The sequence below is a fragment of the Vibrio sp. 070316B genome (assembly GCF_013114115.1).
Classification (GTDB): domain Bacteria; phylum Pseudomonadota; class Gammaproteobacteria; order Enterobacterales; family Vibrionaceae; genus Vibrio; species Vibrio chagasii_B.
In genome coordinates, this window is record NZ_VTYC01000001.1 from 413,622 (window position 1) to 428,453 (window position 14,832).

The window sequence follows — 14,832 nt, forward strand, 5'->3', positions numbered from 1 at the left end:
AATCGCATCACTTTATCATTGGTGTGTGATCTATCTTTCAAAATACTTCCTCCTAACAGGGAATTAGTGTAGATTCTCCTTCCAAATTCTAACTAATGCGAGCTGTTTAATGTTAAAGCTGTCAGACCTATGTAAAGGCTATGTCGATGGGGGGGAGTTCCACCCTGTTTTGCAAGGTGCTGAACTGACATTGAACCAAGGTGACCAGCTAGCATTAATGGGAGAAAGTGGTTCAGGTAAAAGTACTTTATTGAACCTGATTGCCGGTTTGGATTTGGCTGACTCTGGCGAAGTCGTTTTTCCTCACTTCAATATGCACGATTCTACTGAGCGAGAACGCACAGCTTATCGTCGCAACAATATTGGTCATATTTTTCAGCAATTCAATTTATTACCAACGCTGAATATCGCTGATAACATCCGCTTTTGCCGTCAGTTAAAAGGCTTGCCTGAAGATAAAGGCCTTTGGAGACAGATTCTCTCTGCCTTAGATCTTATGCCTTTACTTGGTCGCTACCCTGAGGAAGCATCGGGTGGACAACAGCAACGTGCCGCGATTGCTCGTGCGTTGTACATGGAACCAAAGATCTTATTAGCGGATGAACCTACGGGTAGCTTAGATGAGCGTAATGCGGAAGCGGTAATGCGCTTGCTGACTTCTTTGGCTCGTCAATTAGAATGTACATTACTGTTGGTCACACACAGTGAGAAAGTCGCACTGCATATGGACGGCCGGATCCGCCTACAAGGAGGGCAACTGCATGTTATGGCCCGTAGTTAAGGCGCTACTCGGTCATTATCGACGTTACCCACTGCAGATTATCTTGGTATGGCTTGGCTTAACGCTAGGCGTATCACTTTTGGTTGGTGTTACTGCTATCAACCAACACGCCAAGCAAAGCTATGCTCATGGCGAAAAACTCTTTTCGAATCCTCTTCCTTATCGTATTCGACCAAAACACAACGCTAATAAAATCCCGCAAGGTTTTTATATCCAGCTTCGCCGTGAAGGCTTTCAACAGTGTTCTCCTTTTGACCACCATCGTATCACTGATGAAAATGGCGCGAACTTTATGTTGATTGGTATCGACCCTGTTTCGATGCTTCAACTGCAACCGGGCGTGGCGTTAAAAGATCTTAATACGTTGAACCTGATGAAACCGCCGTACCCAATCCTTGTGAGCGATGACCTTGCTGAACACATGGAGTGGAAGAACGGTGACTATATCCACCTTATGGATGGTTCAGAGCTTGGCCCATTAATGGTTGATCAAAACAACATCATTGATGGTACTAGGCTGATAGCTGATATCTCGCTACTTAGAATGCTGAAACGCAGCGCTGGTTTGTCGGTCATTGCCTGTTCAGATATGTCCACTGAGAAGTTTGAACGCCTTAAAAATATTCTACCGAATGGATTGACGATTTCGCGCAGTTCTAAAGCAGAGCTTGAATCTCTTACTAGCGCTTTCCATTTAAACCTAAAAGCGATGGGGATGCTGTCGTTTGTCGTGGGCTTATTTATTTTCTATCAAGCGATGTCATTGTCTTTTATTCAGCGTCAGCCGCTGGTGGGGATATTAAGACAAACAGGTGTGTCGGGGTGGCAGCTCACTAAAGCTCTATGTTTAGAGCTATTGATTCTGGTTTTATTGAGTTGGATCTGCGGTAATGTCTTTGGTTTGATGCTTGCGAACCAACTGTTGCCAGCGGTGTCTTCTAGCCTTGGTGATTTATATGACGCCAATGTTGGCTTAACGATTGACTGGAATTGGCGTTGGAGCGGTTATAGCTTAATGATGGCATTGATTGGTGCTTTCTTGGCGTGCGCATGGCCGTTGGTTCGTTTACTTAAATCTCAGCCGATTCGTTTGTCTTCTCGCCTATCGTTGATGCGTTTTGCGGGTACAGAGTTTACATGGCAAGCGTTGATTGGTTGTGGCTTCCTTGTTGCTGCTGTTGCAGTTTATCAAGCACCCCAAACTCAAGAGTCTGGTTTTGCCATCATTGCTTTAATGCTGGTGAGTGTGGCTCTCTTTACACCATTCCTTATGTGGAAGTTGTTCAACAGTCTCTCTTACTCATTGCGTTGGGTTCGTGCTCGCTGGTTCTTCGCGGACGCAGCATCAAGCATGAGCTACCGTGGTGTTGCGACTATGGCCTTTATGTTGGCGTTAACTGCGAACATTGGCGTTGAAACCATGGTCGGTAGTTTCAGAGACACCACGGATAAGTGGTTAACACAGCGATTAGCCGCGGACCTCTATATATACCCAACCAACAATGCGGCGGCTCGCATGAGTAACTGGTTGTCGGAACAACCTGAAGTAGATTCTGTATGGTGGCGCTGGGAAAAAGATGTCGCTTCTCCAATGGGCAGTATTCAAGTGGTGAGTACTGGACCTTCAGAAGGCGAACTTGCAGCACTGACGATTAAACTTGGTATACCGAATTACTGGTATCACTTACACCATTCTAAAGGTGTGTTGATCAGCGAATCCATGTCACTCAAGCTAGGGATTCGTCCTGGTGATTATATTGATCTCTACGATAACCTTGGCTCTGGCTGGCAGGTCGTTGGTGTGTATTACGATTATGGTAACCCTTATCACCAAGTGATGATGTCACATCGAAACTGGTTATACGGTTTTGCAGGTCGAGGTAATGTTGGGCTTGGCGTCATACTGAAAGATGATGTGAATGCAGTAGGGCTTAGAAGCCGATTGGAAAGTGTATTCAGGCTTGGTTCTGAACGCATATTCGATAACAACAATATTCATAGCCAAGCGATGCGCGTGTTTGATAGAACCTTCGCCATTGCAGATACTTTGGGTAACATTACCTTGGTAATCGCCGTGTTCGGTATTTTCTTTGCGACTGTCGCTGGTGAGGTTTCAAGACAAAGGCATATATCGTTGCAACGATGTTTAGGCGTATCAGCGAAAGAGTTGATTCTTACCGGTAGTTTACAGCTGTTTGTGTTTGGGCTTATCTCTTCTTTAATCGCGGTTCCTCTTGGCTTAGCGTTGGCGAGTTTGATTGTGGATATCGTCATTAAGCAGTCTTTTGGGTGGTCACTCGAATTACAAGTTCTCCCCTGGGACTATTTCGGGACATTTGCTTGGGCAATGGCAGCATTGATGATAGCTGGTGCTTTACCTGTGATGAGAATGATTCGGAACACACCGATGAAGTCACTGAGGGATGCCCTTTAATATGTTTCTACGCAACAGCTCAACTAAGTTCAGACATCGTTTTTTGTCTTCGCTACTGTTAATCAGTTTCTTCGGCATCTTTTTAAGTGTTTGGGGTTACTACTCCTATTTCATCGACCCAGGTGAGAAAGGGGTTAACGAGGTTAACTCTGTGCTAGTCAGCGAGCACTTCAATGTGTTTGAGCCTGTGTTGCCGGATCGAAGCGTTTCCCTGCCGCGCGATTTTAAGTTCCATCCAGAATTTCAACATGAGTGGTGGCACTATTTTGCGTCTTTAAAAGGCGACGATGGCAAAGACTATTCGGTTCAGTGGAGCTTTTTCCGTATTGCGACCGACGAACGTGAGACTCCTGGGTGGCAGAGCCCGCAAGTCTATATTTCTAACGTGGTCGTTTCTTCTAAATCTAAAGTGTGGAAAGAGCAACGTATGGCTCGTGGTGGCATTGGCCAAGCGGGAATGACCAGTCGTCCATTTAGAATTTGGATTGATAATTGGAATTGGCGTTCGCTGGGTAACACGCCGTTTCCTGGCCGCCTTCAAGTGCAAACGGATACGTTCGGTCTTCAATTAGATACAGTGGCGAAAGGGCCATATGTACTTAATGGGGAAAACGGCTATCAGAAAAAGCACGATTTATTACCTGTTGCATCTTATAACTTCAGCGCGCCGTTCTTATCACTGAGTGGTGTACTGAACCTTGATGGCGTAGCTAAGGAAGTAGAAGGCACAGCGTGGGTCCACAAAGAGTGGGGCAGTGGCTTACTTGGAGTCGGTCAGCAAGGCTGGGATTGGTTTGTGTTTAACCTTGATGACGGTACAGCACTGAGCATCAACCGCTATCGCCATAATCAGCAGTTACCCTATGTATTCGGAACGTTAGCCACTCGTTCTGGCAAGGTTTACCAGCTAACGGAGTCGGATATTTCGATTCAGCCTTTGCAGAATACAACGCTAATGAACGGTAGGCGAATGCCGCTTCAGTGGATCATTAACGTCCCTGAGCACGATATCAACCTGACTACACGTATCATACGCCGAGATATGTGGCTGCCATTTGTCATACCTTATTGGGAAGGACCAATAATGGCCAGCGGCAGCCATGAAGCGACCGGCTTTATGCAGCTCACCGGCTACTAAAAAACACCTAAGGCTATCATTTGATAGCCTTTTTTTATGTTTCCTAGTTTTGTTAGCACTCAATGAATTGTGCATACAGGTGTGATGTTCTCATCTATACTTAATTTATGGTGCATAACAACATTATGGAATATACGACGTATTGTTTAGTATTTGTAGGAAAAACCGAAGTTAAACATCCAAAGAAGTGATTATCTATCGATAAAGCTTGGATATAAACTCATGGTTATTCTTTGTTATTCGTTTATTTAAATAATAAATATAAGGGCGAAATCATGACCGACGTCATCCGTGACTTCTTTAAAATGGAATCTGCTGGCGGCATCATCCTAGTTATCGCTGCGGCGATCGCAATGTTTGTAGCAAACTCACCACTGAACGAAATGTACCAGGGCGTCCTGCACAGTTACGTTCTCGGTATGTCTGTGTCTCACTGGATCAACGATGGCTTAATGGCTGTCTTCTTCCTTCTAATTGGCTTAGAAGTTAAACGTGAGCTTTTAGAAGGCGCATTGAAGTCTAAAGAGACTGCTATCTTCCCAGCTATCGCTGCGGTAGGTGGTATGTTGGCTCCTGCACTTATTTACGTGCTATTTAACTCTAGTAATCCTGAAGCGCTTCAAGGTTGGGCTATCCCGGCTGCAACTGATATCGCATTCGCGTTAGGTATCATGGCGCTTCTAGGCAACCGAGTACCAGTAAGCTTGAAAGTGTTCCTGCTGGCTCTAGCAATTATCGATGACCTAGGTGTTGTTGTTATCATTGCATTGTTCTACTCAGGTGACTTATCAACGCTTGCGCTTACCGTTGGTTTCATCGCAACGGGTGTGCTGTTCATGTTAAACAACAAGCATGTGACTAAACTGAGCGCTTACCTGATTGTTGGTGCCATTCTGTGGTTCGCAGTATTGAAATCTGGTGTTCATGCAACATTGGCGGGTGTAGTAATTGGCTTTGCTATCCCACTGAAAGGCAATAAAGGAGAGCACTCTCCACTGAAACACCTAGAGCACGCACTGCACCCATACGTAGCCTTTGCAATTCTGCCAATCTTCGCATTTGCAAACGCAGGTATCTCACTGGAAGGTATCTCAATTTCAAACCTTACGGGCATGCTACCTCTTGGTATCGCTATGGGTCTATTGGTTGGTAAGCCGCTGGGTATCTTCCTATTCAGCTGGGGCGCTGTGAAAACGGGTGTCGCTAAGCTACCTGAAGGTGTCAACTTCATGAACATCTTCGCGGTATCTGTGCTGTGTGGTATTGGCTTTACGATGTCTATCTTTATTTCATCATTGGCATTTGGTCCAACGAACGCAGATTTTGATACGCTAGCTCGACTAGGTATCCTGATGGGTTCAACAACAGCCGCTATCTTAGGTTACTTCCTGCTAAGCATTTCTTTACCGAAAACCAAGCACCAAGAAGTAAAACTTTAATCGGTGATTAGCTCGGTTAACCATCGAGCTAGTTCCTGAATAACAAGCTAATGCTTGAGTAGCAATAAAAATTACAGAGTCATTCCCGAGACTCAGTAGTTTCAAAGAACAAAAAGCCGCGATGGGTATTCCTATCGCGGCTTTTCTCTTTTTGATTAATGCTCTTCCTTTACGTACTGTAACTGCGGAGCGTCTGTCTATTTTTCAAGTGTGGTGAAGATGGTCCACTCTTCTACGATTTGTTCGCTTAATCCAACCACGGTTGCGGTTACTTTACGGTTCAAAGCATGGGAAGTGGGATCATCGCCATCACTCTCTAAGCGTTCTTCACCATAACCCACAATTCTCACACGTTCCGGCTCGATACCATTTGCAAGTAACTCATCTTGAACGTTATTTGCTCTCTTTTTGGAGAGCTCTAAGTTGTATTCGTTTGAACCAAGCTTACTTGCGTAACCTTGAATTTCGATGGATGCACTTTTGTAGGTTTCAAGAAACTCTGCCATGGTGCTTATTTGGTCCGAGAATATTGGATTAACCTCATAGGAGTCGTGAGCAAAGAGTATTTTAAGTTGTCTCACTTCTTCTGATTTAATTGTTTCCCCACAGCCTTCATTGTCGACTTGCGAACTTTCTGGTGTACCGGGGCACGTATCACGCGCGTTTACGACACCATCCTTATCATCGTCTTGGAGGTCCGATATTTGTTCTGCCTTAGGTGTCTCAATATACTCTTCTTCCTGTTGGCTAGAACAAGCGAGCAATGTCATGGTTAATGCGGGAAGTAGTAAGTAAGTGATCTTCATAATTAATACTCCACTGCCGTTGTCCACTCATCTGGAATATCAACCAGTAGAGCGTTCAATAAAGAGCCCGTTGCGTTCATTACTCGATACTTAGCGTATTGTTCAGCGTAATGGGCATCTAAATAATCTTTTCGAGCTTCAAACAGCTCATTCTCAGTGTTGAGCAAATCTAACAGAGTTCGTTTGCCAATTCGGTATTGTTTGCCATAAGCGATAACCGTCTCCGATGCTGAATCAACATGGTCAGATAAGAAGTTCTTTTGTTGCAGTGTTAAATCCAAGGCACTCCATGATAGGCGAAGCCCTTCTTCGACTTGACGATATGCTCTATCCCTCAAGTCTTTGGCTTTATTTAGTTGATAGGCGGCTGCTTCCGAGTTCGCGCTGTCTGTGCCACCGTTGTATAGGTTGTATCGCATTCTCAGCATCGCCAAAGTTTCTTGGCTAGAACCTTCGTCACCGCCTGCATCATCTCGCCATGATTGTGATGCTTCAATGGAGAATGTCGGGTAATTCACGCCTTTCGATTGTTTGTATTGGAAGTGCGCTGAATCGACATCCGCATTTGCGACTTTGATGACTGGGTGTTTGTCTAATGCATCAACGAGGGCATCCGTTAATGACAACGGAATCATTGATATATCGGCTCTTGGGTAGATTAAACCAAGTGGTTCTTGACCAACCACTCTTCGAAATTGGGTATGTGTATCCACTAGATTATTCTGAGCTGCTAGTAAGTTACCGTGAGCTTTTGCAATCCTAGCTTCTACTTGTGATACATCTGCTGTGGAGCCGATACCTGAGCTTGCTCGCTTTTTGATGTCCTTATAGATTTTTTTATGGATAGCAAGGTTACTTTCTGACAGTGCCAAGACTTCGGTTGCCTTTACCGCGTCTAGATATATTTGTGTTACCTCCAATGCTTTGTCTTCGGCATCAGCGATCAATTGCAAGCGAACCGACTCAGCTTCAGCAGCCGTCCGATCCATGTCGTATAACGTCGCAGAGCCATCCCACAGCAACTGAGTGAGGGAAATCGTCGCTTCCTTTCTGGTTAAGTCAGTATCGGGCCCATTGTTTGGTGCAGGGTTTATACCTTCATAACCAATACCAGCGTCAAGGTCGATACTGGGTCTGTATGCACCACTAGAAGCATCGTTACGCTTTCTCACACTCTCAAATTCATTAAAGATACTTTTTATCTCAGGGTTGGTTGCCAAAGTGATAGCGACAGCCTGTTCCAGAGTTTGAGCGGCGAGTGGTGTTGCTGCAAATACGCAGCATATTATGGGCAATTTAAACAATTTCAAAGTAGCTCTCCTTCTACTTTCAATGTTTTTCCGTTTCCCAACCTGCGTTTACCGCAGAATTAAGAGAGGGCTGTTAAACGAAGCTTAGGACATTTGCCAAAAAATGCGAAGTTTGTTGAGTTATTTTTGCTTGTAAGTGGTTATTGCTATTGACTAATTTGAAAACTTGATTAACACACGCGCTTTAATGAGTTGATTATCAATAGTATGACTACTAAATTTATTGTAAGAAATTGCCATTGAACACAATGGGAGTGGGCCCGTGTTTTGGCGTATTCTGGTAGAAGTGGGAACGTGGATATGGGAAACATAAACCTAAATATACTAGGCTTGGCTAGTGGAAGCGTCGTGCTCGATGCTCAAGGTCAAGTCAGACGTTTGTCTCCTGGTGAGCAACCCGCCGCCGGTGATGTCATCATCAATCTTGGTACAAACCAGAACAGCGTGCCAGACGTCTCAGCACGATTTGTAGGTAGCCAAAACCAACAAGTAGACCTTGATATTGACGATGCGGTCGCTCAAGTCCAGCAAGCTATCGAGCAAGGCTTCGATCCAACGGAACTGGGAGAAGAGTTCAATACTGCTGCAGGTGAGGAGGGATCGAGCCTTACCAACAGCGGTAGGATTGAACGAACGGGCGCAGAAACGTTAGCAGAAACTAATTTTGAAACTGACGGTTTTGAATCTCAGGGATTGTCTGAGACTCAGAGTGTCGCTCTTTTTGATATTATCGCGTTAGTGCTCGTATCCGGTGAGACCGACGTTATCGAGTTTGAGCAGGATGAGCCTATTGAAACTGGGGGAGCGATAACCAGCGATAATCCAGACGTTACCTTTGTGGGCAAAGAGGTTGACGGGGATAATGGGCTTGGAACTTTCATTATTAATGAAGACGGGACTTGGACTTTTACTGCTAACAGTCCCTTCGATGAGCTCGCTGACGGTGAGCAGATTCAAGACACAACGACTGTGCAAACCTCTGATGGTCAAGAACAAGTCATTACAGTCACCATCATCGGTACTGATGATGCGGCTGTGGCAACTGATGATTCTGGAAGTGTAACCGAAGATATCAATGTAGATGAAGTCACAAACCAATTGGTCACTTCTGGGCAAGTGGTGGTGACGGATATAGATAGTGATATTCCTACCTTTTTGCCTGACGGCGATTTCAACCTTGAAGGCTCAACAAACGACTCACAGATTGGCGTTTTAACTATTGACCCTGATGGTGCTTGGACCTACGTCGTTAATAACGATGACGTGCAATACCTAGATGACGGCGAATCTGTTACTGAGGTTTATACCGTTACGGCCAGCGATGGCACCACAGGTGAAGTGACCATTACAATAAATGGTGCGGATGACCCATCTGAAATAACGGTAGGTGAAGGGGATTCGGACACCGGAGAGGTGACTGAGGATGTTGAGGTTGATCTAGAGAGCAATAATCTGACGACTTCTGGCACACTGACTATCACCGATGTTGATGCCAATGATGTCGCAGCTTTCCAACCAAACGGAATTTTTACCCCAGAAGGTTCAACGAATGAAACCGCATTGGGGATGTTGACCATCACTGACGATGGTGAATGGACCTACGTTGTTAACAATGATGATGTTCAGTACTTAGATGACGACGAGTTTGTTACTGAGGTTTACACCGTAACAGCAATAGACGGTACAACCAGTGAAGTGACCATCACTATAAACGGTGCGGATGACCCATCGGAAATCACTGTAGGTGAAGGGGATTCGGATACCGGAGAGGTAACAGAGGATCTTAATGTAAACACCGAAACTAATGAGTTAATGGCATCTGGTACATTGACTATTACTGATGTCGATACCAGCGATAACCCGGCGTTTAAGCCAAACGGAGTGTTTACACCAGTAGGGTCAACGTATTCACTTGCTCTAGGCATGTTGACTATCACACCAGAGGGAGCCTGGAGTTATGTTGTCGATAACAATGCTGTCCAATACTTAGGGGACGATGACACCGTAATCGAAAGGTATGTTGTTACCGCGACCGATGGTGTTGAACATGTTATTGAAATTACAATTAATGGTGTGAACGATGCGCCTGAAGCAACCAGTTTTACTGTCGTCAATGATGATGACGCCGTGATACCAATTCTGTTCGATTCTGAAGATGGTGGTATACCTGACTACATTTCAGATGTGGAAGATGATCATAATGACATAGCTTTACATGTTCGTATTCAGACACTGCCAACCAGTGGCACATTGCTATATACCGATGAAAATGGCGTTACTAGAGAGATTGTGCAGTCTGATGTGGATAATGAAGTATTGTTTATTCCAAACAACATTAGCTTCGTTGCCGGGCCTGGTCAGCCATTTGAAATGGGCTTTAGTGGCGAGCCGGAGGATATGCCAGCGCTCGTTGATGGATTTTACAATTGGGGGGTAGAGGTTTCCCCGACAGAGAGGCTGATTACATTAGAAAATGGCAACACGATTACTCTATCGATTGAGGACAACAACGATAAACCTCTGAAGCAATACCAAGGAGAGCAGCCTCATGTTGGCTTTGGTATTGGTGATACCGATGGTAGAGGTATGAACAAACAGGAAACCTTGATCCTCGATTTTTCAAATAACCCACTAGAGGTCGTTGACTTTGGTTTAGACGGTTTGGGTGGTGCGTTTAACACCAATAGTAACGTTTATGTGGAAGTTCTTTATACTTTCGCTGACGGTACAACACACACAGAGCAGTATCAAAAAGACCCTGGCGACACTGGGAACAGTCAAATTCTTTATGAGTTTAGTTACTCCTCACCAAGTAACCCCATCGTGGGCATGGAGCTTTCGTCGACAGGGGGAAGTTGGGAGCTACGCTATGTACAAGGTAATGAAGCGGTTACCGATGACCCACAATTTGACTATGTTGCTGTTGATTCAACGGGTACCGAAAGTAGCGTAGAAACAGTGACCGTTGATATTGAAGAGCCACAACAATATAACGTGATAAGTGCAGCGAGTAACGAGCCCTTATTCGCGGGTTCTGGTAATGACTTACTGATTGGTGACAGTGACGATAACATTTTCACCTGGTTAGATTCAGCGCTTGATAATGGTACGGATATCATCAAAGATTTTGAGCTGTATACGAATGGTTCAGGTGATTTGATAGATCTCAATGATCTGCTAGAAGACCCACAAGATGAAACTCAAATGGCTGAGCTACTGGGTATGATTGAGGTTAATGTTGATGGGGATGATATTGCGTTGTCAATCCCAATCAATGATGGAGGTGATTCTCAAACTATTGTTGTAGAGGGGATTGCAACAGAAGTGGCCGCATCGGTTGACTTAGGTAATGATCTCGCAGTGCTGGGAGAGCTCATTAAAAATGATGCGGCCTGATATGTCGGGCCATGGTGCCAGCGTTTAGTCTAATCATAGCCCCCAATATTGGGGGCTTTTTTGTGGGAGAACACTGCCGGTAAAGAGTGAATCCCAGGCAAAAAAAAGCCCAAACCAACGTGGTTTGGGCGGATACAAGTATAGGAGTTAATAAGGAAAATGCAGTAATTAAGAAAGCAGGGAGAACAACAAGTTTGACGGCCTGTTAAACTTCTAAATACTCTGTTTTCTACGTAATTTATGACTCCCCATTTCTAATTCAGTTCCCAGAAAATTCATTAAATTTTACTTTTTTCTTAAACATCCCGCGATTCAATCGGTTAGTGGCGATATTTTTTAACTGGTACGACCAATTTGTGAAAATGTGATGTTGCTTGCTTGTTAAATAAATGTTCTCGTCGTATATTTCAAACAGTTGTTTAATACGAGTGATTGAAATGGCACCAAGAAGTACAACCAAAGACAAAATCTTAGACGTAGCTGAAGGCTTGTTTGCTGAGCATGGCTTTAATGACACCTCTTTACGCACCATTACGGGCAAAGCGAACGTCAACCTAGCTTCGGTGAACTACCACTTTGGCGACAAGAAAACTCTGGTTCGTGCGGTACTCAATCGCTACCTAGAAGCATTCATGCCTGCGCTGCAAGATGCACTAGTGAACTTAAACTTGAACGAAACGTATTCTATGAGTGACGTGTTTGAGTCTTTGAGACAGCCATTAAGAGCACTGAATGATGTAAGGCCAAATGGTACTAGCAGATTCATGTTACTTATCGGCAGAGGCTACACGGACGTACAGGGGCATTTACGTTGGTTCATTACGACTCGTTACAGCGAAGTACTCACTTTGTTTACTAGCTCAGTAATGAAGGCTAACCCGAACCTCACCAAAGAACAGTTATTTTGGCGATTGCACTTCACCCTAGGAACTTGTGTATTCACCATGGCTTCCAGTCAAGCTCTCGTAGAAATTGCAGAGAATGATTACGGGAAGAAAATAGATGCCAAAGCAGTGGTCGATATTTTAATTCCATACTTGGCCGCTGGCATGTCAGCAGAAGAATAAAACAATAAAAAGCGAATAAATTCACAACCAATATAGTGAACAAAAGGATCTGAACTATGAGCTCTCTAAGACAAAAATGGGTAAGTGACCCAGCTTTTAAACTCTTTAAAAAAGTACTACCACCACTATCTAGCACCGAAAAAGAAGCGATGGAAGCGGGTAGCGTGTGGTGGGACGGAGAGCTGTTTTCTGGTAAGCCAGACTTCACTAAGCTGCACCAATACCCGAAACCTCAACTTTCATCAGAAGAGCAGTCTTTTATGGACAATGAGCTAGAAACCTTGCTTTCTATGCTTGATGACCATCAGATTGTGAAAGAAGATCGAGATCTTCCGAAAGAAGTTTGGAATTTCTTACGCAAAGAACGCTTCTTTTCTTTGATTATTTCTAAAGAGTACGGCGGTCGTGAATTTTCAGCACACGCAAACTCAACGATTGTTACTAAGATCGCAACTCGTAGTATCAGTGCCGCGGTTTCTGTAATGGTTCCTAACTCTCTTGGCCCTGGTGAGCTTTTATCTCACTATGGTACTCAAGAACAGAAAGATTACTGGCTACCACGTCTTGCTGACGGTACAGATATCCCATGTTTCGCACTAACTGGCCCAGAAGCGGGTTCTGATGCAGGCGGTATTCCTGATGTTGGTACTGTATGTATGGGGATGCACGAAGGTAAAGAGACACTGGGTATCAAGCTTAACTGGAACAAGCGTTACATCACGCTAGCACCAGTCGCAACAGTACTTGGCCTAGCATTCAAACTGCACGATCCAGAAAAGCTATTGGGTGATAAAGAAGATATCGGCATCACGTGTGCGCTTATTCCAGCAGATCATGAAGGTGTTGTGATTGGTGAGCGTCATGACCCACTAGGCCTGGCGTTTATGAACGGTCCAACACGCGGCCACGACGTATTCATTCCTATGGAATGGCTAATCGGTGGCGCAGATTACGCAGGTAAAGGCTGGCGTATGCTGGTGGAGTGTCTATCTGCGGGTCGTGGTATCTCATTACCAGCATTAGGTACGGCAATGGGCCACCTAACGGCAAGAACAACAGGTGCATACGCATACGTTCGTAAGCAGTTTGGCATGTCGATTGGTAAGTTTGAGGGTGTTGCAGAGAGCTTAGGTCGCATTGGTGGTTTAACGTATCTACTAGAAGCGACACGAACTCTAACGACGACATCGCTTGATATGAAAGAGAAACCGGGCATCGTAACGGCTATCGCGAAATACCACATGACAGAGATGGCACGTACCATTCTGAATGATTCAATGGATATTCACTCTGGTCGTGCAATTCAAGATGGTCCGATGAACTACTTGGCTGCGCCTTACCTAGGTATCCCAGTTGCAATCACAGTAGAAGGTGCAAACATCCTGACTCGTAACCTGATGATCTTTGGTCAAGGTGCGACACGTTGTCATCCATACGTATTGAGCGAGATGGAAGCGGCAGCTAATCCAGATGAGAAGCAAGGCGCGAAAGACTTCGATGACTTGTTATTCAAGCATATTGGTCACGCAACTAAGAACACATTTGGCGCGTTCGGTGCAGCATTGACTGGCTCTAAGTTTATTAAAGCGGACATGAGTGGTCCAACTAAGCCTTACTACCAAGACCTGACTCGTCTGAGCCGTGCATTAGCGGTAAGTGCAGACTTCGCGATGCTAACTCTAGGTGGTGAACTGAAACGTAAAGAGCTTATCTCTGCACGTTTAGGTGATGGTCTGAGTTACCTATACATGGCTTCAGCTGCGCTTAAGAAGTATGAAGACGAAGGTCGTCAACAAGCAGACTTAGACTATGTACACTACGCGGTTCAGCACTGTTTCCACCATGCTGCAAAGGCACTACAAGAGGCGTACCGTAACTTCCCGAATAAGGTGGTTGGTAAGGTACTTAAAGGTCTAATATTCCCTGTGGGCAACCACTTCGAGAAACCAAGCGATGATCTGACAGTCCAGTTGGCTGAAAGCTTGATGACGCCGGGTGCACACCGTGAACGCCTGACTCACCTTTGCTACATCGGTCAGGAAGAAGACGATAGCGTTGGCTTGATGGAAAATGCGTTCAATGCGATGTACAGCATCAAACCACTTGAACGTAAGATCTTTAAAGCGGTTAAAGAGGGCAAAGTAGCACGTAAAGGTCTACTGCAAGACAAACTTGCTCAAGCACTGGCAGCAGACGTACTGACTCAAGACGAAGTTGACCAAATCATTGCAGCAGACAAACTACGCTACGCTGCAATCCAAGTTGACCACTTCAGTCACGATTACAGTGAAACTTTGACGCGAAAAGAGTTAAAACCTAAGCTAAATAGCGTTGCTTAGATTAAGAAATGATAAAAGGCACCTTAAAAGGTGCCTTTTTTTGTTTTTGTCGTAGAAGTCGCAATAGACGCGTTAACAAATGGTGACTTAGTCAGCAAATATTTACTGAGTGCTCCAACCAC

9 protein-coding genes are annotated in these 14,832 nt (G+C 44.8%); 7 read left to right on the plus strand and 2 right to left on the minus strand.

Annotated elements, in window-relative coordinates; all coding sequences use genetic code 11:
• The first annotated feature begins 109 nt into the window (after nt 1-109).
• From F0251_RS01925 to nhaA, 4 genes are all read left to right on the plus strand, one after another.
• A complete protein-coding gene (locus F0251_RS01925) occupies nt 110-781 on the plus strand; it encodes an ABC transporter ATP-binding protein (protein WP_116870338.1) in 672 nt (223 codons plus the stop codon).
• The gene (locus F0251_RS01930) at nt 762-3,215 is read left to right on the plus strand and encodes an FtsX-like permease family protein (protein WP_061031660.1); all 2,454 of its coding nucleotides are present in this window, start codon (nt 762-764) and stop codon (nt 3,213-3,215) included. The genes F0251_RS01925 and F0251_RS01930 overlap by 20 nt, the downstream gene beginning before the upstream one ends.
• A complete protein-coding gene (locus F0251_RS01935; RefSeq protein ID WP_061031659.1) occupies nt 3,205-4,353 on the plus strand; it encodes a lipocalin-like domain-containing protein in 1,149 nt (382 codons plus the stop codon). The genes F0251_RS01930 and F0251_RS01935 overlap by 11 nt, the downstream gene beginning before the upstream one ends.
• 275 nt (nt 4,354-4,628) lie before the next feature.
• Nucleotides 4,629-5,792 carry a Na+/H+ antiporter NhaA gene (gene nhaA / locus F0251_RS01940; protein ID WP_008222837.1) on the plus strand — a complete coding sequence of 388 codons (1,164 nt, stop codon included), beginning with the start codon at nt 4,629-4,631 and terminating at the stop codon, nt 5,790-5,792.
• Nucleotides 5,793-5,989: 197 nt separating this feature from the next.
• On the opposite strand, the gene F0251_RS01945 is transcribed toward nhaA, so the two are convergent.
• Both F0251_RS01945 and F0251_RS01950 read right to left on the minus strand, forming a co-directional pair.
• A complete protein-coding gene (locus F0251_RS01945; RefSeq protein ID WP_105059381.1) occupies nt 5,990-6,601 on the minus strand; it encodes an OmpA family protein in 612 nt (203 codons plus the stop codon).
• On the minus strand, nt 6,601-7,908 hold the full coding sequence (locus tag F0251_RS01950; protein WP_061031658.1) for a TolC family outer membrane protein: 1,308 nt from the start codon (nt 7,906-7,908) through the stop codon (nt 6,601-6,603). Before F0251_RS01950 ends, F0251_RS01945 begins: the two co-directional genes overlap by 1 nt.
• Nucleotides 7,909-8,208: 300 nt before the next feature.
• On the opposite strand from F0251_RS01950, the gene F0251_RS01955 reads away from it, so the two are divergent.
• The 3 genes from F0251_RS01955 (at nt 8,209) to F0251_RS01965 (ending at nt 14,710) form a co-directional block, all read left to right on the plus strand.
• Nucleotides 8,209-11,304, plus strand: coding sequence for a VCBS domain-containing protein (locus F0251_RS01955; RefSeq protein ID WP_171730185.1), 3,096 nt, complete (start codon nt 8,209-8,211; stop codon nt 11,302-11,304).
• Nucleotides 11,305-11,741: 437 nt separating this feature from the next.
• A complete protein-coding gene (locus F0251_RS01960) occupies nt 11,742-12,371 on the plus strand; it encodes a TetR/AcrR family transcriptional regulator (RefSeq protein ID WP_061031656.1) in 630 nt (209 codons plus the stop codon).
• 56 nt (nt 12,372-12,427) lie between these two features.
• Nucleotides 12,428-14,710: an acyl-CoA dehydrogenase gene (locus F0251_RS01965; protein WP_061031655.1), complete on the plus strand. Its 2,283-nt coding sequence runs from the start codon at nt 12,428-12,430 to the stop codon at nt 14,708-14,710.
• Nucleotides 14,711-14,832: the final 122 nt, after the last annotated feature.

Bases quoted from the DNA above. Each gene is read 5' to 3' on its own strand.
- nhaA (WP_008222837.1), top strand. From the start codon at position 4,629: ATGACCGACGTCATCCGTGACTTCTTTAAAATGGAATCTGCTGGCGGC.
- F0251_RS01960 (WP_061031656.1), top strand. From the start codon at position 11,742: ATGGCACCAAGAAGTACAACCAAAGACAAAATCTTAGACGTAGCTGAA.
- F0251_RS01955 (WP_171730185.1), top strand. From the start codon at position 8,209: ATGGGAAACATAAACCTAAATATACTAGGCTTGGCTAGTGGAAGCGTC.
- F0251_RS01930 (WP_061031660.1), top strand. From the start codon at position 762: ATGTTATGGCCCGTAGTTAAGGCGCTACTCGGTCATTATCGACGTTAC.
- F0251_RS01965 (WP_061031655.1), top strand. From the start codon at position 12,428: ATGAGCTCTCTAAGACAAAAATGGGTAAGTGACCCAGCTTTTAAACTC.
- F0251_RS01925 (WP_116870338.1), top strand. From the start codon at position 110: ATGTTAAAGCTGTCAGACCTATGTAAAGGCTATGTCGATGGGGGGGAG.
- F0251_RS01935 (WP_061031659.1), top strand. From the start codon at position 3,205: ATGCCCTTTAATATGTTTCTACGCAACAGCTCAACTAAGTTCAGACAT.